This is a genomic window from Exiguobacterium sp. s124, assembly GCF_018617485.1.
GTDB lineage: Bacteria > Bacillota > Bacilli > Exiguobacteriales > Exiguobacteriaceae > Exiguobacterium > Exiguobacterium aestuarii.
On sequence record NZ_JACSKH010000001.1, the window covers coordinates 939,516 to 958,822 of the forward strand.

A 19,307-nucleotide genomic window follows, 5' to 3' on the forward strand; every position below is an offset into this window, starting at 1 on the left:
TGTGAGCCGAGCGTCATGAGAAGAGTGAATGGCGATTCCAGAGCGCCCACATCTTGTTAAGAGTGGTCCCAATGATTGGGGCAAGTAGGGTGGAACCGCGGGAATCAATCCCGTCCCTATGTGCTAGGCACATAGGGGCGTTTTTTGTCGTTTCAATACTATTGGAGGTGTCATCTATGAAGCATATGACTATGCAAGAAATCATTCTCACGCTACAAAACTTTTGGGCATCGAAAGGTTGTTTGACGATGCAAGCGTATGATGTGGAAAAAGGGGCAGGTACGTTAAACCCAATGACTACATTAAGAACGCTAGGACCAGAACCTTGGAATGTCTGTTACACAGAACCGTCGCGCCGCCCGGCTGACGGACGTTACGGGGAGAACCCGAACCGCCTGTATCAACATCATCAGTTCCAAGTCATCATGAAGCCTTCTCCGAGCAACATCCAAGAGTTGTACTTAGAAAGTCTCGAGTTGATCGGAATTAACCCGCTCGAACATGATATCCGCTTCGTTGAGGATAACTGGGAGAACCCGACATTCGGAGCAGCCGGTCTCGGTTGGGAAGTATGGTTAAACGGGATGGAAATCACGCAATTCACGTATTTCCAACAAGTCGGTGGCATCGAGTGTGATCCGATTGCCGTTGAAATCACATACGGTCTCGAACGTCTCGCTTCGTACATTCAAGAAGTCGAGAGCGTTTTCGACCTCGTTTGGACAGACGGATTCAAGTATGGAGATATCTTCTATCAGCCTGAGTTCGAACACTCAAAATATACGTTCGAGTTATCAGATGTCGATATGCTCTTTACTCTATTTGACACATATGAGAAGGAAGCAAAACGTGCTCTTGAAGAAAATCTTGTCTTCCCTGCGTACGACTACATTTTGAAATGTTCACATACGTTCAACTTGTTAGACGCAAAAGGCGCGATTTCTGTGACAGAGCGGACTGGATTTATTCAACGCGTCCGTAATATGTCACGTGCATGTGCTTCTAAATTTATTGAAGAACGGGAGCGTCTCGGTTTCCCACTTTTGAAACAAGAGAAAGCAGGTGACTTGAATGCGTGACCTTTTACTAGAGATTGGATTGGAAGAGCTTCCGGCTCAATACGTCTTGCGTTCAGAAAAACAGTTAGGAGAACGAATCGACTCGTTCTTGAAAGAAGCGCGAGTTGAGTTTGGATCAATCGAAGTATATTCGACACCTCGTCGTTTAGCTGTAATCGTTCGTGATGTGGCGGAAACACAACAAGATTTGACGGAAACACTTCGCGGACCTGCGAAGAAGATTGCTCAAGACGCAGAAGGGAACTGGTCGAAAGCGGCAGAAGGATTTGCCCGTGGTCGTGGATTGTCAGTGGAAGACCTATACTTTGCGGAAGAAAAGGGAGTCGAGTATGTCTTCGCGGAGCGTCATGAAAAGGGACAAGCAACAGGTTCTTTGTTAAGTGGTCTTGAAGACGTTGTTCGAAGCTTGACGTTCCCGAAAAACATGAAGTGGGGAACGAGCAGTTTACGCTACATGCGTCCGATTCGTTGGTTGATTGCCCTCTTCGGTCAGGATGTCATCGACTTTACGATTGAAGGCGTGAAGACAGGGAACGTGACGAGAGGACATCGCTTCCTCAGTAAAGGAGACGTCGTCGTCCATTCACCAGCTGAATATGTGGAAGCGCTAGATGCTGCCTTTGTCATGGCAAGTTACGAAGCGCGTAAAGCAGAAATTGAACGTCAAATCCAAGCGCTTGCGACAAACCAAGGATGGACGATCCCACTTGATGCTGCCTTATTAGAAGAAGTCACAAACTTAGTCGAATGGCCGACTGCTCTCTTTGGTGAGTTTGATGAGACGTATCTTGACTTACCAGAAGAAGTACTCATCACGACGATGAAAGAGCACCAACGTTATTTCCCGGTATATGTCGATGGAACGTTGAAAAATTATTTCGTCACCGTTCGAAACGGAAATGCCGATCATCTTGAAAACGTCGCACGCGGAAACGAAAAAGTCATTCGTGCGCGTCTTGCGGATGCCGTCTTCTTCTATGAAGAGGATAAGAATACGAAAATCGATGACCAGCTTGCTCGTCTCGACCGAATCGTCTTCCATGAAAAATTGGGAACGACTGGAGCGAAAGCACGTCGCGTGACAGAAATCGCACAAACTCTTGCACCACTCTTTGATGCGGATCTTGAAAAAGTGAATCGTGCTGGTGCAATCCACAAGTTTGACCTCGTCAGCCAGATGGTTTACGAGTTTACTGAACTCCAAGGAATCATGGGAGAGAAGTACGCGCTTCAACAAGGGGAGGACAAAGAAGTGGCTGCTGCGATTCGTGAGCACTATATGCCACGTTTCGCAGGAGATGCATCTCCTGAAACAGCGACAGGTGCGGTGCTTGCTCTCGCAGACAAACTCGATTCGATTGCTGCGTTCTTTGGCATCGGAATGATTCCGAGCGGTTCACAGGACCCGTTCGCACTTCGTCGTCAAGCTCAAGGCGTCGTCCAAATCCTTGGCGATTGGAAGATTGATCTCTCAATCGACAAACTTCTCTCGAAAGTTGTCGAATTACAACTGGAAGCAGGACTCTATGAAGCCGATAAAGAACAAGTCAAGGCACAGCTCGTCGAGTTCTTTAAACTTCGCTTGAAATATCGCCTGCAAGAACAGCAGGTACGTTATGATGTGATCGATGCAGTGTTGACGACAACGCTTACGGTCGACCGTCTCGATGCTCGTGCACAGGCGATTCAACAGTTCGTCTCTACGGACGCTAAATCGTTGATTGAACAACTCTCGCGCGTCGTCAATATCTCGAAAAAAGGTGAGCAGGGAGACGTTGATCCTTCATTGTTTGAAAATGACCAAGAGGTTGCGTTACATGAAGCGATTGAACAGACAGCTCCTGAAGCGACGAAGGCCGTTCAAGCGGGAGACTATAACAAAGCGCTTCAACTTCTTCAAACACTCGAATCACCAATTATGCAGTATTTTGAACATACGATGGTCATGAGTGATGACGAGGCGGTACGCCAAAACCGACTCCACGAAATGAACCGACTTGCTACGACGATTAAGAGTGTCGCAGACTTCAACGCGCTCGTACTCTGAACAAACTAGAGGGGGTTGGCTATGCAACTGAATGAACGCCAACAAAAAATCGTCGAGATTGTAAAAGAGAATGGACCGATTACAGGGGAACAAATCGCCCAGGAATTATCGCTCACCCGTGCGACCTTGCGTCCAGACCTTGCAATTTTGACGATGACAGGAATACTTGAAGCTAGACCTCGCGTCGGCTACACGTTCGTTGGCAAACGGAATTCGTCGATGCTCCGTGAAAAGTTAGACTCGTTGACTGTAGGGGACTTCATGTCCTCTGCAAAAGTCGTACGAGATGAGATGACGGTATATGATGCGATTGTCACGTTATTTTTAGAAGATGTGGGCTCACTGTTCGTTGTCGGACGTGACCGGGAACTAGTGGGAGTATTGTCTCGTAAAGACTTACTCCGTGCTGCAATCGGGAACCAAGACTTGGATCAATTACCTGTCAATGTCATCATGACACGTATGCCGAACATCACAGTATGCGAGAAAACCGAGACATTAATCCGTGCGGGCATGAAATTGATTGAAAAGCAAATCGATGCCATGCCGGTCGTTGAAGAGAAGGACGGGAAACTAATTGTTCTCGGTCGGATGACGAAGACCAACATGACAAAGGTGCTCATTGCGTTAGCGAACGATGAGTCGATTTGAGGAGGAAACCGATTTGACTACGAAACAACTCGTATTTGTTGTAAGTGATTCGGTCGGGGAGACGTGTGAACTTGTCGTCCGTGCAGCGAGTATCCAATTCCATGAGAATGCAATCGAAACGCTCCGCATCCCATTCGTTGAGGATGAGCAGACGATTATCGATGTTGTCACACAAGCGAAAGCGCAACAGGCGCTCATTGCATTCACGCTCGTCAACGAAGAGCATCGGGCTCTTCTCATGAGACTCGGGGAAGAACACCAAGTCAAGACGGTCGACCTGCTCGGTGATTTACTTGATGTGTTATCGGGACAATTGAAAGAGGCCCCGCGTGAAAAACCGGGACTCATCTATCGATTAGATGATGATTACTTCCGCAAAATCGAGGCCATGGAATTTGCGGTCAAGTATGATGACGGTCGGGACCCGCGTGGGCTTAAAAAAGCCGACATCGTACTTGTCGGTGTCTCGCGAACGTCTAAGACGCCATTATCCCAATATTTAGCATTAAAACGATACAAGGTTGCCAACGTTCCACTCGTTCCAGAATCACGACCGCCTGAGGAGTTGTTTGACTTGCCGGCAGAACGATGTGTCGGATTGATCATCTCACCAGAGAAGTTGATTTCGATTCGGATGGAGCGACTCAAGTCACTCGGTTTGAAGCCAGAAGCGGACTATGCTCAACTCGAACGAATCAATCGAGAGCTCGAATATGCTCGTGGTATTTATGAGCGAATCGGTTGTGAAGTCATCGACGTGACGAATAAGGCGGTCGAAGAGACGGCGGGTATTATTTTGCGTCATCTCGAGCAATCAAAAGACGACTAATTTGAATAAGTGTTTCAATTAGTAATCATTGCTTTGAGAGGGTATAATAGAGTATTGACAGTACAGTGAAACGGAACGTGATCAGCGTTCCGTTTCGTTGCGAGATTGGAAACAGGGAGTGGTCAAGATGCCACGGATACCAGATGAAGTCATCGCAGAAGTGAAGCAAGCGACCGATATCGTAGAATTGATTGGCGAGCGTGTCGAATTAAAGAAACAAGGACATCGGCTTGTCGGGTTATGTCCTTTCCATTCCGAAAATTCACCGTCTTTTTCCGTCTCACCTGAAAAAGGGATGTATCACTGCTTCGGCTGCGGAGCCGGAGGGAACGTGTTTACGTTCGTGATGGAGACCGAAGGGTTGTCTTTTCCTGAGACAGTCGAACGCTTAGCAACGCGTGCGAACATTTCAGTAGACGGCATACAAGGGGACGAAGAACTAACGCGTGAACAAGTATGGCGCAAACAGATGCGGGATGCGCACCGACTTGTCGCTGACTTGTACCATGAAGTCTTGATGAAGACAGAAGCTGGCGAAGTGGGATTAACGTATTTGCGAAATCGTGATTTAACGGAAGAGACGATTGCGCAATATCGGATTGGATTTGCCCCAGACCAACGGCGCTTTACTGTCGAGTTGTTGGAGCGGCGTGGGTTTGATTTAGAAGTGATGGTTGAGGCAGGTTTGATTTCAAAGTCAAAATCCGGTGAATATTTTGACCGATTTGAAGGTCGGGTCGTCTTTCCGATTGCGGATCGAGACGGCACCATTGTTGGCTTCAGCGGACGTGCGATTGATGACCGACAACCAAAATACGTGAATACGGCGGAAACACCGTTATTCAACAAGAGCGAATTGCTATTTGGCTTCTCACAAGCCCGTGCAACGATGCGAAAGAAAAAGCGAGTCTTCCTCGTAGAAGGTAACGTAGATGTCTTACAAGTCGCACAAGCGGGTATACAAGAAGTCGTGGCATCACTTGGTACCGCGTTCTCTCCACAACATGCAAGAGCATTGTCTCGCATCGTGGAAGAAGTCATCATCTGTTATGACGGAGACCATGCAGGACAAGAGGCGACTCAAAAAGTCATTCGCTTATTAGAGTCATCACCTCTTGATGTACAAATTTTGCCATTACCGGAGAAGACGGACCCAGATGATTATATTCGTCAACATGGGGGAACGCACTGGCAACAGTTTGTCGAGACTGAGCAGTTGAGTGTTCTTGATTTCATGAATCGTATGCTCAGACGAGGAAAAAACTTGAATCGAGAAGGAGAACGGATTCGTTTTATTGAATCTATGCTTGAAGAGATCGGTAAGACGAATGATTCGATTCGAAGAGATTTATACGTGAAAAAATTGTCGGATGAATTTGAGATTCCGCTTGAGACCCTTCGTTCGAGAATCCCTCGTCCGACGTCAAGCGAATCAACACCAGTCCGTACGATGGAACCTGCTGAACCCGTACGAAAGCGTTCGAGTAAAACAGGTGAACCGCGCTGGATGAAAGCAGAGAAATATTTGTTGCGTGCCATGTTGACTGGACCGGAACAAGTTCGATTCGTGCGTGACCGTCTAGGGCTTCGTTATCAAGATGAAATACATCGTATGTTAGGCTCGGCATTGTATGAAATCGTCTCTGAGACGATGACACAAGACGAGTTTGACCAAGTGACGCCGCCATTTATGGAGCGTTACTGCGACCAGCGTCCCGATTATGCGATGCGCTTTGCGGAGATTCGACTGATGGCTGGACCGGATGAACTGTCTGAAGATGTTTTAGACGAATATATTCGGGTCATAAACAGTTATGAGGAGCAACGTCAAATCGAGCGTGCAAAAAGGGAAATCGCACAAGACGCCGAAAGTATTGTTGACCAGGCGTCCAAGCTACAAGAATTGATTGCCCGTAGTCGTCGTCTACGAGAACGATGAACGTGGATGAAGTTTGGAAGGAGTTGAACTGCTAGATGGCAGAGAAGAAGAAAGAGGATTTATTTAACGCCATAGAAGAGCTTGAAAAGTTAGGGAAGAAAAAAGGCGTCGTCTCAATGCAAGCGATTCAAGATCGCCTCAGTCATTTTGAGGTGGACTCGGATTTCATTGATAACTTCATCGAGGATTTAGAAGCAAAAGATATTCGTGTCACAGAGGACGCAGCTGACGCAGAGGAAACACCTGCGAAAAAAGAAGATGAAGAAGTCGACTTAAACGACTTATCGGTACCTCCTGGCATTAAAATTAACGACCCGGTTCGAATGTATTTAAAAGAAATCGGACGTGTCGACCTTCTCAGTGCAAAAGATGAGACGGAGCTTGCGAAACGAATCGAGCAAGGAGACGAAGAGGCGAAAAAACGTCTTGCAGAAGCGAACTTACGTCTCGTCGTTTCGATTGCGAAACGTTACGTCGGTCGTGGAATGCTCTTCCTTGATTTGATTCAAGAAGGGAACATGGGCCTCATTAAAGCGGTCGAGAAATTCGACTATATGAAAGGGTTCAAATTCTCGACTTATGCGACATGGTGGATTCGTCAAGCAATCACACGCGCGATTGCTGACCAAGCCCGTACCATCCGGATCCCTGTCCACATGGTTGAAACAATCAACAAATTGATTCGTGTCCAACGTCAATTGCTCCAAGATCTCGGTCGCGAACCGTCTCCAGAAGAAATTGCGAAAGAGATGGAACTCACACCTGAAAAAGTACGTGAGATTCTAAAAATCGCGCAAGAACCGGTATCGCTCGAGACACCGATTGGGGAAGAAGACGATTCACATCTCGGTGACTTCATTGAAGACCAAGATGCGATGGCCCCACAAGATGCGGCAGCCTATGAGTTGTTGAAAGAACAGTTAGAAGACGTTCTCGATACGTTGACGGACCGTGAAGAGAACGTTCTTCGTCTTCGTTTCGGTTTAGACGATGGTCGTACCCGTACACTTGAAGAAGTCGGTAAAGTGTTCGGCGTCACGCGTGAGCGGATTCGTCAAATCGAGGCGAAAGCGCTTCGTAAATTACGTCACCCGAGTCGTTCCAAACGCTTGAAAGACTTCCTCGATTGATTTCATATTTGAATAAAGTGTGAAGTTTTAGAAGAAAGGAAGGAAAATGAGTGATTTTCCTTCCTTCTTTATTATTTTTTGAGTAAAATAGTGTTGGATAGAAATTTGGAATGAACATGAGGGGGAACTACAATGCGTAATCCATTGTTACCGTTTGCGGCAATCGCAATCGTCGCAATTATTGCCATGGTATCATTATCGTATTTTGGTGTGAATCAGGCGCAACAAGCGGCTGAAGGTCCAGCAGTCACTGAAATGAACCCAGAAGAATTATATGCAGCGAAGGGTTGCACAGGTTGCCACGGCGGAAACCTTGAAGGTGGCGTTGGTCCAGCACTTACTGGTGTTGGCGATCGTCTTTCACCAGAAGAAATCGCAAACATCATTGTCAACGGACAAGGTGCGATGCCTGCAGGTCTTGCTTCAGCTGAAGAAGCAGAAGTTCTTGCAAACTGGTTGATCGAACAATAAGAGATGGCGCACTCCGTAACGGGGTGCGTTTTTTGTTGTCGAAGTCTAGAGAATTCGATACGCTAAGGAAGAAGTAGAACAAAGGAGTTGTCTTACATGCAAGAACGTGTCATCTTAGACCGCCGCTTGAAGCAGGTTGTCGATTATATTCCTAAAGGAAGTGTGCTCGCCGATATCGGATCAGATCACGCATATGTACCATGTTATGCCCTTCAACAAGGAATCATTTCAAAGGGGATTGCAGGTGAAGTAAATGTAGGTCCAATGGAGGCCGCAAAAGCGCAAGTAGACTTGATTGGAGCACGAGAAGTCATCGATGTGCGACTAGGCGATGGTCTCGCCGTGCTTCAAGAAGACGAAGCGACTTGTATCTCGATTTGTGGGATGGGAGGTAGTTTGATTCGTTCGATCCTGGAGTCTGGAAAAGAGAAGCTCGGTGCAGTCGAGCGTCTTATTCTTCAACCGAATGTCGATGGACAACACGTTCGGAGCTGGTTGCTTGAGAATGGTTACGTTCTCGTCGAAGAAGCGATTGTCGAAGAAAATGATAAGGTATATGAGATTCTCGTCGGCGAAAAAGGGACTGAGACGATTTACAGTGACGATCTAAATGAGCGGACTTGGCAACTGTTGTTCGGCCCATATTTGATTCAGGAACGCCCTGAACCGTTCAAACTGAAATGGAGTCGTGAAGCGGATAAGCTCGAATACGTACTCGGTCAAATGGCAGATGGCATTCAATCAGAGGCGTTAGTTCAAAAACAGATCGAATTCAAACGGATGCGTGACAAAATGAGAGAGGTGAGTCAGTAATGGCGAACGGCAATCAAGTGATTCAGTTGTTTGAAGAGTTTGCGCCAAAACACTTAGCTGTCGAAGGTGATAAAATCGGCTTGCAAATCGGATCGCTGAACAAAGAGGTCAAACGGGTCATGGTGACGCTCGATGTGCTTGAATCGGTCGTAGACGAAGCGATCGAGAAAGAAGTGGACTTGATCATTGCACATCATCCGCCTATCTTTAGCCCGTTATCTCAAGTCAACGATCGCTCCACGGCAGGGAAAATCACGATGAAATGTATTCAGCATGACATTGCGGTCTTTGTAGCACACACGAATTTAGATGTCTGTGTGGGCGGTGTGAACGATTGGATGAGCGAGGCAATCGGATTACACGATACGAAAGTACTCGTGCCGACGTATGAGGAACCGGTTTATAAACTAACCGTATTCGTTCCGGAAACACACGCAGAAGACGTTTCCCGTGCATTAGGCAAAGCAGGTGCCGGACATATTGGAGACTATGCGGATTGTCAGTTCCGTGTGGCTGGTACGGGGCAGTTCACGCCGCTCGAAGGGACGACACCGTTCATAGGCACACCAAATGAGACGGAACAAGTGAACGAGGTGAGGATTGAGACGGTCGTTCGCGAAAGTCAGAAGAAACGAGTCTTAAGAGCGATGAAAGATGCTCACCCGTACGAAGAAGTGGCTTACGACTTGATTCGAGATGAGATTGAAGGGCATGTCTACGGTCTAGGACGCATTGGTAAACTTGGACAGGCTTTGACACTTGAAGAGTTTGCCGAACATGTGAAGACGAGCTTTGGCGTGGAAGGTGTGCGTTTCGTCGGAGATTCGAAGCGCTTGATTGAAAAAGTGGCCGTCCTTGGAGGGGACGGAAACAAATATGTTTCCGCTGCGCACTTCAAAGGTGCAGATGCCTACGTGACAGGTGATTTATACTTCCATGTAGCTCATGATGCGATGGCGTTAGGACTCGCGGTCGTAGACCCGGGCCATCACGTTGAGAGCGTGATGAAGCAAGGCGTTGTCGATGTGCTCGCAGAGAAGTTTCAGAAAGCGAAAATCGATGTCGATTTGATCATTTCCGAAGCGAACACGAACCCGTTCCAATTTAAATAAAACGATAAATCCCCCATCCTCTGAGAGAATGGGGGATTCCTTCACTTACGCAATGCTTTTACTTTCGGTAAGATACTGCGAAGTTCGAGATATGGTGTTTTATCATGTGTGCTCAAATCGTCTGGGTCGTACTGTGACAAGAAGTCGATGACCTTCTTCGTGATTGGTGTCGGTGTAGAGGCACCAGATGTCACAGCGACGGTCTCAACGCCCTCTAGCCAGTTCAAATCAAGCTCGCTCAAATCGCCGATACGATATGCATTTGTGCCGGCAATCTCTTTTGAGACTTGTGCCAAGCGATTCGAGTTATTTGATTTTGGATCTCCGACGACGATCAACAATTCACAGTCACCCGCTTGTTCGGCGACGGCTTCTTGGCGGACTTGAGTCGCATTACAAATTTCGTTATGCACTTCAACATGCGGATAGCGGGCTTGGATTGTCTCGATCAGTGTGGAGACGTCCCATTGACTCATCGTCGTCTGGTTTGTCACAAGAATTTTCCGGTCGAATAAACGACTCGGTAACTGATCGATTTCATATTCATATTGAATCAAATGAACATGGTCGGGTGCGACACCGATTGCACCCTCTGGTTCTGGATGCCCGTGTTTTCCAATATAGATGACATCATATCCTTCTGCCGTCTTTTCACGAATCAAGTCGTGTGTGACGAGTACGTCAGGACAAGAGGCATCGACAATCGTCAATCCTTTTTCAATGGCACGTTTGCGGACGAGTGGGGAAATCCCATGCGCTGTGAAAACGACCGTTCCGCGATCGATGGTTTCAAGCGCCTGCATCCGGTCCTCGCCGTCAACCGTTTTGACACCGAGATCTTCGAACGCCTGTGTGACGTGACGGTTATGAACGATCATTCCAAGTATATGAATCGGGCGTGGCAAATCGGGATTTGCAACCGCCTCATTTGCGAGTTTCATGGCATCAACGACACCATAGCAATATCCGCGTGGACTAATTTTTTTAACTTTCATATGAAGACGAAGGCTCCTTTCGAAGTGCTTTCATACGTATTAGTCTAACATTGTTTCGAAAATACGAAAAGATTTGCGTGTATTCATGCTATAATTTTTAGGTTAGAAAGGAGGGACATCGTGAATCGAATGAAACAGTTGCGTGAACTTAGAAAATCATATTTTTTCCAAATCACTTTCATCATCATCATTATTCTAGCACTTGTCATCTCGTCACTTGCCTTTTCTGCTGATCGCGTCACGGTGTCTCGTGCAGAAGAGCTCGCAAAAGAGCAGTTTGACTACGCGATTGACGATAGCATTGAAAATGTCGAGTCCCGACTTGGAAAACTGTATGAAGATTTGGTTTACCTAGGAGCTTACGTCGGAAACGAGCCGTGGATTGAGGAACGGATTCGAACAGGCTATTTGAATCAACGGACAAGTTTTACTTCGATTTTCTATTATGACGTCAGCAAGAACTCGTTTAAATGGTATTCCGAGCGTCAAGTCTCTTCATCTGTCATTAAACGTGATTCAAAGTTCAAAGAAGTGTTGACGGCGAGTGGGAAAGAGCTATATATGAGTGACCCGATCATGATTAGCGGCGACATGGGGACGTTCTTATACGTTCCTGTCATTGAAGATAACCGACCGGTCGGTATTTTTGGTGGAAGTATCAGTGTGCTCAACTCTGACTTATACCGTCGATCGCTCGAATCCGCGAATGATGACATGATTCTTTATTTGTTGGACCAACAAGGAGAAGTGTTGACGACTTCGTTCAATTTGGTCACAGATGCAGAACGCCGAGTGTCACGTGAAGTCATTGACGATGTGTTAGGGCGGAGTACACGTACGATTTTAAGCACGGAAGAAGATACGTTAATGTATGAGCCAGATGCCCGAGTCAGTGGGTGGAGCATGCTTGCGAAACATCAGAACGATTCCGTGTATGAGACGGTCTACGATACCCGCTGGCAATACTTGATGATTGCGCTTGTCACTTTCTTCTTGAGCATCCTTGTCGGATTGTTGCTCTCGCGAACATTGACAAATCCGCTCGTGGAACTTGTCAATCATATTAAGAAGCAACAATCACTCGGAACCATCTCGCTAGAGCGAACCGGTTCAAAAGAAGTAGAGACGTTACTCGATACGTATAACGACTATGCACAGCGAATGGAAACATCAAGGCGTGAGCAGTTGAGCCAGCAACAGTTGATCTTGCATCAGGAGAAACTAGCATCACTCGGTCAATTGGCGGCAGGGATTGCCCATGAGATTCGAAATCCCCTCACACCGGTGCACATCACTTTACAGATGGCGCGAGAAGGGCAAAGCAATAAAGACATGGTGGATGTCGCCATTAAAGAGTTGGAGCGGGCAAACGATTTAATCTCGACGATGCTGACGCTCGCCAAGCCGGATCAGGCAGGAAAAGACGAAGAATGGATTGATATGTTAGACTTTGCGAAACGACTCGAATTCTTAATGGACGCCGAATGCTATAAGCGAGCGACCAAATGGGAATTACTCGTTCCGAATGATATGCCTCCATTCTATGCTTCTTTTGATATGCTCGTTCAAATCATCTATAACCTGTTCAAAAATGCGGTCGAGGCAGTCGAGTCGAAGGGCGCAGAGGGAAGTGTTGTCGTGACCGTCCTCTTTACGGAGCAGGAATATCGGTTCTTGATTGAAGATAACGGAATCGGGATGACAGAAGAACAACTCAAGACGATTGGATCTGCATTCAATACGACGAAAGATAACGGCAACGGTCTAGGGATCTATATGATCAAAGAGTATTTGAAGAGTGTAAACGGATCGATGGAGGTCGATAGCGTCGTCAACAAAGGGACGGCGATGTTGATTAAAATTCCAAGGAGAGATCCATCATGAAAAAACTCAAACATTATTGGATTTGGTTACCAATCGTTTGGGCCATGATAATCCTTCTGATCACATCCATTCAATTACCCGAGCAAAAGACAGATGAAAAAGAGGTCGGGTTCGTGTTTGTCAGCGATAAACATGAGCACGCGAACAAGTTGTTGGATTCATTCGTTCATACGGCCAACCAAAAGGGATTTATCCCGATTCCAACGACGAGTGAAGACTCTCGCGTGTTAGAAAAAGAAAAATTGGACTCTTTGATTGATCGGGGCGTCGAGGCCATCTTCTTGACAACGCTCGATGACACGTTCATCCAACCGTCGTTAGAACGTGCGAAGCGAGAAAACATCCCGATCATTGCGATTGACCGGATGATTGATCATCCGAGTGTGTTAACTTCGGTTGTCTCTGACAATGTCGATATTGGTCGGATGGCAGCGGAACAAATTGCCGCGAAATATAGTGACCTCGATCGACCGATTCGTGTAGTAGAAGTCAGGGGAACACCGAAAGTTCGATCTACGATGGATCGGAGTCTTGGAATTCGAGAGTACGAAAAAGCGAATGCTGATCAATTCCAAATTATCGCCTCCATCACCGGAAACTATGATACGTTTCAGGCAGAGATTGAGATGTCACGTTGGTTAGAAGAAGACATCCCGTTTGACGCCGTCTTTTCGCACAATGACGATAATACGTTCGGTGTCGTTCGTGCTTTAGAAAGTCATGACTTAACAGACAAGACAATCGTATCGGTGGATGGCATTTCTGATATTTATCCACTGATTCAGAATGGGAAAGTCAACGCGACTGTCGTGCAGTCACCGAACGAGATGATGGAAGTGGGCTTCAAAGCGCTCGAACAACATTTAAATGGAAAGAAAATTGCCAAGCACTATTATTCATCGAGTTATTTATATGAAGGCGTGGCAAAAGATTGATTGACAAATGATTTGATTCCGCTATGCTAGGAAAAGTGGAAAGAAACAGGAGGTGTATCGATTGAACAGCTTCCAACAGTTCAAATTGCTACCGTTTATAGTCGATGCGTTAACAGAAAAACGCATCACGAAACCGACCGATATACAAGCACGGATTATTCCGGCTGCACAAAATGGTCGAGATATTATTGGGAAATCACAAACTGGAACAGGGAAAACACTTGCGTTCCTATTACCGATTGTAGAAGCAATCAACCCAGAAGAAGCATCTGTCCAAGCCATCGTTGTCGCACCGACACGTGAACTTGCATGGCAGATTCACGAAGAATTAAAATCAATCCTCATTAAGAATCCGGATTATATCAAATCAAGTTTGATTGTCGGAGGAACAGACCGCGAACGTCAAATCGATAAGATGAAAAATCCACCACAACTCATCATCGGAACACCGGGACGAATCCTTGACTTGATGAAAGCACAAGCGTTGTTCCCACATAAAGTGACGCATTTCGTTGTCGATGAAGCCGACCAAATGCTCGATATGGGATTCTTGCCGGAAGTTGACCGCATTGCGCAATCACTTCCAGAAAAACTTCAAACGATGGTCTTCTCAGCGACAATTCCTGAGAAACTCGAGCCGTTCTTGAAGAAATACTTGCACGATCCACGTTTTGCAGAAGCTAGTGTTGAGCATCGTGTCGCACCAAAAATCAAACACCATGTCATTCCGGTACGTCACCGTGACCGCAAGGAATTGACCGTCGAAATTGCGAAAGCCATCAACCCATTCGTTTGTCTCGTATTCACGAATACGAAACAAGAAGCGGATGAATTGGAGACATCATTCCGTGAAGCAGGTCTGAATGTCGGTACGTTACACGGGGACATGCAAGCACGTCGCCGTAAACAGGCAATCAAAGATATTAACGATGCGAAGTATCAATACGTCATCGCGACGGACTTGGCAGCTCGTGGCATCGACATTTCAGGAGTTTCTCACGTCATCAACCACGGGATCCCGAAAGACCTTGACTTCTACACGCACCGTGTCGGTCGTACCGGTCGTGCAGGTGCGTCAGGTGAAGCTTACACGTTATATGAGGACCATGAGAATGGACCAATCAACCGACTCGAAGAGCGTGGCTTTGAATTCACACACGTCGATGTTCGGAACGGTTCGATTCAACCAATCAAAACACGTCGTCGTCGCCAGACAGACCGGAAGATGAAAGTCTCGCATACGGCACATAGTCGTATGGCCGGTGAAATCAAGAAGGCGAAGAAAAAAGTGAAACCTGGCTATAAGAAGAAATTTAAGTATAAGTTAAAAGAGACGGCTTCACGCGAGCATATGCAACAGCAACGCTCGGATCGTCGTGCCGCTCGTAAGAAAAACAAGCGTTAATCGTTTGAAGAATCGACTTCTTGGAGTCGGTTCTTCTTTTTGTGTAAACTAAAGACAGAAGCTTATGAAGGGAAGATGATGATGTTAAAAATAGGTTCACACGTTTCGGTATCAGGTAAGAAGATGCTACTTGCAGGTAGCGAAGAGGCCGTTTCATATGGAGCGAACACGATGATGGTATACACGGGAGCGCCTCAAAACACGCGTCGAAAGCCAATTGAGGACTTGAATATCGAGGCCGCACTTACCCATATGGCTGCTCATGACATCGAAGAGATCGTCGTTCATGCACCTTATATCATTAACCTCGGAAATACGACAAAGCCTGAAACGTTCGAATTAGCCGTTTCCTTTTTGACACAAGAATTGAAGCGTGCTGAGGCGCTCCAAGTGGCGCGTCATGTCGTCCTTCATCCAGGCGCACATGTCGGTGCGGGGGAAGAGATTGGTCTCGCTCGCATCATTGAAGGACTCAATGAAGTGTTGACGGGTGATGAACAAGTTAAGATTGCCCTTGAGACGATGGCTGGGAAAGGAAGCGAACTCGGAAAGACGTTTGAAGAACTTGCGACAATCATTGACGGTGTGACACACAATGACCGACTCTCTGTCTGTTTCGATACGTGTCACGTACATGACGCAGGATATGACTTGGTCGGTGATTTGGACGGTGTCATCGAAGAATTTGATCGGATCGTCGGACTCGATCGTCTAGGTGTCATTCATGTGAATGATTCAAAAAATGTACGTGGTGCGAGAAAAGACCGACATGAAAATATCGGGTACGGAGAAATTGGATTCGATACGCTAAATCGAATCATTCACCATGAGGCGTTTGCGCATCTTCCTAAAATTTTAGAGACGCCATATATTCCTGTGAATGAAAAAACGAAAGTGGCACCATACAAACAAGAAATCGAAATGTTCCGTGCGAATCAATTTGATGCAGAGTGGCGTGAACGCTTCACGCTTTCATATCAATAAGCAATGACGATCCTGCAGATTGACCCGAATCGATATGATGTCTGGAGTGCATTCCCGACTTATTTCTTAGAACAAAGTCCAGTCTATGTGAAAGGGACGGTGACGACACCGACAGCATTCATCGAAGTGATGGGGCATGGGATCGTGGCAGAGGCAGAAGTATTGTTAGAGGAGATGATTGAGCAACCTGACGATCCGTATTGGCTCGGCGTTGAGGAGGAAGGGTTGGCGACGTATAGCTTAGTCGACTTAATCCAACTTCATTTTCACCATCCTCTTTTAAAAATAGGCATGTATGAGGCAGATGAACCGTACGAGTCGATTCATCAGAAATGGGTAGACGGGAATCACGTGCCCGCATCGAAATGGACAAAAGAGACGTATGAGGCGCATCTGTTTCGGGAGAAGCTCGTGGCCCCTTATGCTCCGGTGACAACATGCTCGGTTTGTGAGATCAATCTTTTCGAACGATATGGAAACGATGCTTCGAAACTGATGGAGTATCATCTGCAAGATGACCACGGGATTTGGGTTTGTCCAACCTGTCATAAAGCGATTCATACGTTAGACTAAAAAAACGATGCCTCTCGGCATCGTTTTTTTAGAATGGCCAGTTCGCCACGGCAAATTGATATACTTTCATCCCGAGGAAAACCCCGAAGATTCCGACGACACCTGGTAATACCGGTGGGGCCGGTAGTGGCAACTTGAGTGCAGTGAAGATGGCACCACAAATTAGGCCGGCGAGTAATGATAATAGAATCTCTTGCATGTATTATTCCTCCGTATCTTCTAATGAAAGCGCTTTATAATGACTGAACCGCATTTATTATACAATGACTTTCTCTTTTTGAGAAGTCTAACATCAGTCATCTGTCATTTTCTCATTTTCGGCTCGGAGTCGTAAAACTTCGCGCTCAGCCCAATTTGAAGGTTCACGTTCGAATACGCTAGGAATGTTGTTCCAGCGTCCTCCCGTATATTGATGAATGATGATTTGAGATTGAATCTCTTCTTCATTGTTCTCCCGTTTCACGTATACATAACGACCGTCGGAACGCTGTCTCCTTGCCTTCACGTTATCGACAAGTTGCAGTGCCATCATATCTTTGATGTACGTTTTATGTGATGCATTGAGGATTGGGAAGAGAATCTCGATTCGCTTCTTCATGTTACGCGTCATCCAGTCTGCAGAAGAACAATATAAGTCTTCTTTGCCATTTTGATAGAAATAAAAGATGCGGGAATGTTCGAGATACCGATCGATAATCGAGATGACCCGAATATTTTCAGAAACACCTTTGATACCCGGTCGTAAGCAACAGATTCCTCGGATGATCAAGTCGATTTTCACACCTGCGGACGAAGCGTCATACAATTTTGTGATGATGGCCCGATCTGTAATCGAGTTCATCTTCGCAACAATTCTACCGTTCCCATATTTCTCGTGTAGTTTGATTTCCTCTTCGATTTTGTTGAGGAAGAAGTCTTTCATATCGTCAGGAGATGTCTCGAATTGGTGCCAGGAAGGTCGTTCTCCATAACCGGATAGCCAGTTGAAAAAGTTTGTGGCATCCTCGGCAAGCTCCTCATTTGTAGTCAGGAGCCCGATATCTGTATACAGTTTAGCCGTAGAGTCATTATAGTTGCCCGTACCAAGATGAATGAACCGCTGCAAGACGCCACCTTCTAAGATGCGAACGACGAGTGTGATCTTCGAATGTGTTTTTAGTTCTTTGTAACCGTATATGACGTGGGCACCTGCTTTTTCAAGTTGTTTAGCCCATTGAATATTTTTTTCTTCGTCAAATCGTGCTTTCAGCTCAACGAGGACGGTGACCTGTTTGCCGCTTTCGGCCGCATCGGTCAATGCCTTGATAATCGGAGAGTCTCCAGAAACTCGGTAAAGCGTCTGTTTAATCGCCAATACGTTTGGATCTTTCGCGGCTTGGACGATGAAGCGTACAATCGGATCGAACGAGTGATAAGGATGATGAAGCAAATAGTCTTGTTTGGCAATGCTTTGGAATAAATCTTTTCCGGATTCGAGACCTTCCGGGATGAACGGAATCAACGTCTCATTGATCATGTCGTCATATTCCATCCCGATTTGACTATATATGCTAAACAGGAAGGTCAGGTCAATCGGACCATCGACAATAAAAATGTCACGGTCATGCAAATCAAGAACGTCCTGAAGCATGAATAACAGCTCTTTTCGTAACGAACGCTGTTGCACTTCGAGTCGGATGGCGACCCCATAGCGTCGTTTTTTCAATTCTTTTTCGATTTGCTTCAAGACATCCCGACTGCCCTCCTCATGAAAAGGCATATCAGCATTTCGGGTGATTCGGAACGGCATCGTCGATTCGACGACAAACCCTTTAAATAGGGAATCGATAAATTGAATAATGATATCTTCGAGCAAAATCAAATCGGTGTGCTCCTCGTCATCGGTAGGTAGTTCAAGATAACGAGGAAGGACAGAGGGAACTTGAACTAGGGCGAGTCGTTTCTTTCCTTCGCCATTCGAAGCGATTTCAACGGCAATATTCAGCGATTTTGATAAAAGCATCGGGAAGGGACGATAGGCATCGACCGCAATCGGTGTTAAAACCGGGAAGACGTGTGTCCGAAAATATTCTTTGACGAATTCTTGTTGCGCCTTATTCAAATGTTTTGGACGTAAAAATCGTACGTTTTGATTTGATAACTGCTTCGTGATTTTCTTGTAAGTCGCGTATTGTGTCTCAACAAGTTCTTGAGCACGCATCGAGATGGCTTTAATCTGTTGCTTCGGAGTGAGTCCTGTCTTGTCTTCCGGACGGTTAAACCCTGCGAGCACCTCATCTTTTAGTCCTCCGACACGAACCATATAAAATTCGTCGAGGTTGGAACTGAAGATTGCTAGAAACTTCAGTCGTTCCATCAAAGGGTTTCGCTCATCCATCGCTTCCTCGAGGACACGCTCGTTGAAGTCGAGCCAGCTAAGTTCACGATTATTGAAATGTTCATACGTATATTCGGACATGC

17 protein-coding genes are annotated in these 19,307 nt (G+C 46.3%); 14 read left to right on the forward strand and 3 right to left on the reverse strand.

Translation table 11 applies throughout. The features are described from left to right. The first annotated feature begins 185 nt into the window (after positions 1–185). The 9 genes from glyQ (at position 186) to KNO85_RS04945 (ending at position 10,071) form a co-directional block, all read left to right on the forward strand. Positions 186–1,079, forward strand: coding sequence for a glycine--tRNA ligase subunit alpha (glyQ, locus tag KNO85_RS04905; RefSeq protein WP_214789808.1), 894 nt, complete (start codon positions 186–188; stop codon positions 1,077–1,079). Further along, positions 1,072–3,126 (forward strand): glycine--tRNA ligase subunit beta, encoded by a 2,055-nt coding sequence (gene glyS, locus KNO85_RS04910; protein ID WP_214787423.1) that lies wholly within the window; start codon positions 1,072–1,074, stop codon positions 3,124–3,126. Before glyQ ends, glyS begins: the two co-directional genes overlap by 8 nt. Positions 3,127–3,147: 21 nt before the next feature. Further along, the gene (ccpN, locus tag KNO85_RS04915) at positions 3,148–3,777 is read left to right on the forward strand and encodes a transcriptional regulator CcpN (RefSeq protein WP_012726643.1); all 630 of its coding nucleotides are present in this window, start codon (positions 3,148–3,150) and stop codon (positions 3,775–3,777) included. Beyond that, positions 3,764–4,606: a pyruvate, water dikinase regulatory protein gene (locus tag KNO85_RS04920; RefSeq protein WP_214787425.1), complete on the forward strand. Its 843-nt coding sequence runs from the start codon at positions 3,764–3,766 to the stop codon at positions 4,604–4,606. The genes ccpN and KNO85_RS04920 overlap by 14 nt, the downstream gene beginning before the upstream one ends. A 127-nt stretch (positions 4,607–4,733) precedes the next feature. Further along, positions 4,734–6,545, forward strand: coding sequence for a DNA primase (dnaG, locus tag KNO85_RS04925; RefSeq protein WP_214787427.1), 1,812 nt, complete (start codon positions 4,734–4,736; stop codon positions 6,543–6,545). Between the two features lie 35 nt (positions 6,546–6,580). After that, on the forward strand, positions 6,581–7,675 hold the full coding sequence (gene rpoD / locus KNO85_RS04930; RefSeq protein ID WP_012726640.1) for an RNA polymerase sigma factor RpoD: 1,095 nt from the start codon (positions 6,581–6,583) through the stop codon (positions 7,673–7,675). Between the two features lie 132 nt (positions 7,676–7,807). Continuing rightward, a complete protein-coding gene (cccA, locus tag KNO85_RS04935) occupies positions 7,808–8,146 on the forward strand; it encodes a cytochrome c550 (protein WP_012726639.1) in 339 nt (112 codons plus the stop codon). 96 nt (positions 8,147–8,242) lie between these two features. Next, a complete protein-coding gene (locus KNO85_RS04940; RefSeq protein WP_214787429.1) occupies positions 8,243–8,959 on the forward strand; it encodes a tRNA (adenine(22)-N(1))-methyltransferase in 717 nt (238 codons plus the stop codon). Next, positions 8,959–10,071 carry a Nif3-like dinuclear metal center hexameric protein gene (locus tag KNO85_RS04945; protein ID WP_214787431.1) on the forward strand — a complete coding sequence of 371 codons (1,113 nt, stop codon included), beginning with the start codon at positions 8,959–8,961 and terminating at the stop codon, positions 10,069–10,071. The genes KNO85_RS04940 and KNO85_RS04945 overlap by 1 nt, the downstream gene beginning before the upstream one ends. 41 nt (positions 10,072–10,112) lie before the next feature. Here KNO85_RS04945 and KNO85_RS04950 read toward each other — a convergent pair whose 3' ends face one another. Next, complete coding sequence (locus KNO85_RS04950; RefSeq protein ID WP_214787433.1) at positions 10,113–11,066, reverse strand: 4-hydroxy-3-methylbut-2-enyl diphosphate reductase; 954 nt, start codon at positions 11,064–11,066, stop codon at positions 10,113–10,115. Between the two features lie 129 nt (positions 11,067–11,195). Between KNO85_RS04950 and KNO85_RS04955 the strand changes: the two genes are divergently transcribed. The 5 genes from KNO85_RS04955 (at position 11,196) to KNO85_RS04975 (ending at position 16,847) form a co-directional block, all read left to right on the forward strand. Further along, positions 11,196–12,950 (forward strand): sensor histidine kinase, encoded by a 1,755-nt coding sequence (locus tag KNO85_RS04955; protein WP_251130651.1) that lies wholly within the window; start codon positions 11,196–11,198, stop codon positions 12,948–12,950. Beyond that, entirely contained in the window at positions 12,947–13,885 is a 939-nt protein-coding gene (locus KNO85_RS04960; protein WP_214787436.1) for a sugar ABC transporter substrate-binding protein, read from the forward strand. Before KNO85_RS04955 ends, KNO85_RS04960 begins: the two co-directional genes overlap by 4 nt. Positions 13,886–13,946: 61 nt before the next feature. Beyond that, complete coding sequence (locus tag KNO85_RS04965; protein ID WP_214787439.1) at positions 13,947–15,290, forward strand: DEAD/DEAH box helicase; 1,344 nt, start codon at positions 13,947–13,949, stop codon at positions 15,288–15,290. Positions 15,291–15,371: 81 nt separating this feature from the next. Continuing rightward, complete coding sequence (locus KNO85_RS04970; RefSeq protein ID WP_214789810.1) at positions 15,372–16,274, forward strand: deoxyribonuclease IV; 903 nt, start codon at positions 15,372–15,374, stop codon at positions 16,272–16,274. A gap of 3 nt (positions 16,275–16,277) precedes the next feature. Further along, on the forward strand, positions 16,278–16,847 hold the full coding sequence (locus KNO85_RS04975) for a hypothetical protein (RefSeq protein ID WP_214787440.1): 570 nt from the start codon (positions 16,278–16,280) through the stop codon (positions 16,845–16,847). Between the two features lie 28 nt (positions 16,848–16,875). Here the strand turns inward: KNO85_RS04975 and KNO85_RS04980 are convergent, their stop codons facing one another. Together KNO85_RS04980 and KNO85_RS04985 are read right to left on the reverse strand one after the other, a co-directional pair. Beyond that, the gene (locus KNO85_RS04980; RefSeq protein ID WP_012726630.1) at positions 16,876–17,046 is read right to left on the reverse strand and encodes a DUF1427 family protein; all 171 of its coding nucleotides are present in this window, start codon (positions 17,044–17,046) and stop codon (positions 16,876–16,878) included. A 93-nt stretch (positions 17,047–17,139) separates the two neighbouring features. Then, positions 17,140–19,305, reverse strand: a complete 2,166-nt coding sequence (locus KNO85_RS04985) for an RNA degradosome polyphosphate kinase (RefSeq protein ID WP_214787442.1) — start codon at positions 19,303–19,305, stop codon at positions 17,140–17,142. Positions 19,306–19,307 lie beyond the last annotated feature (2 nt).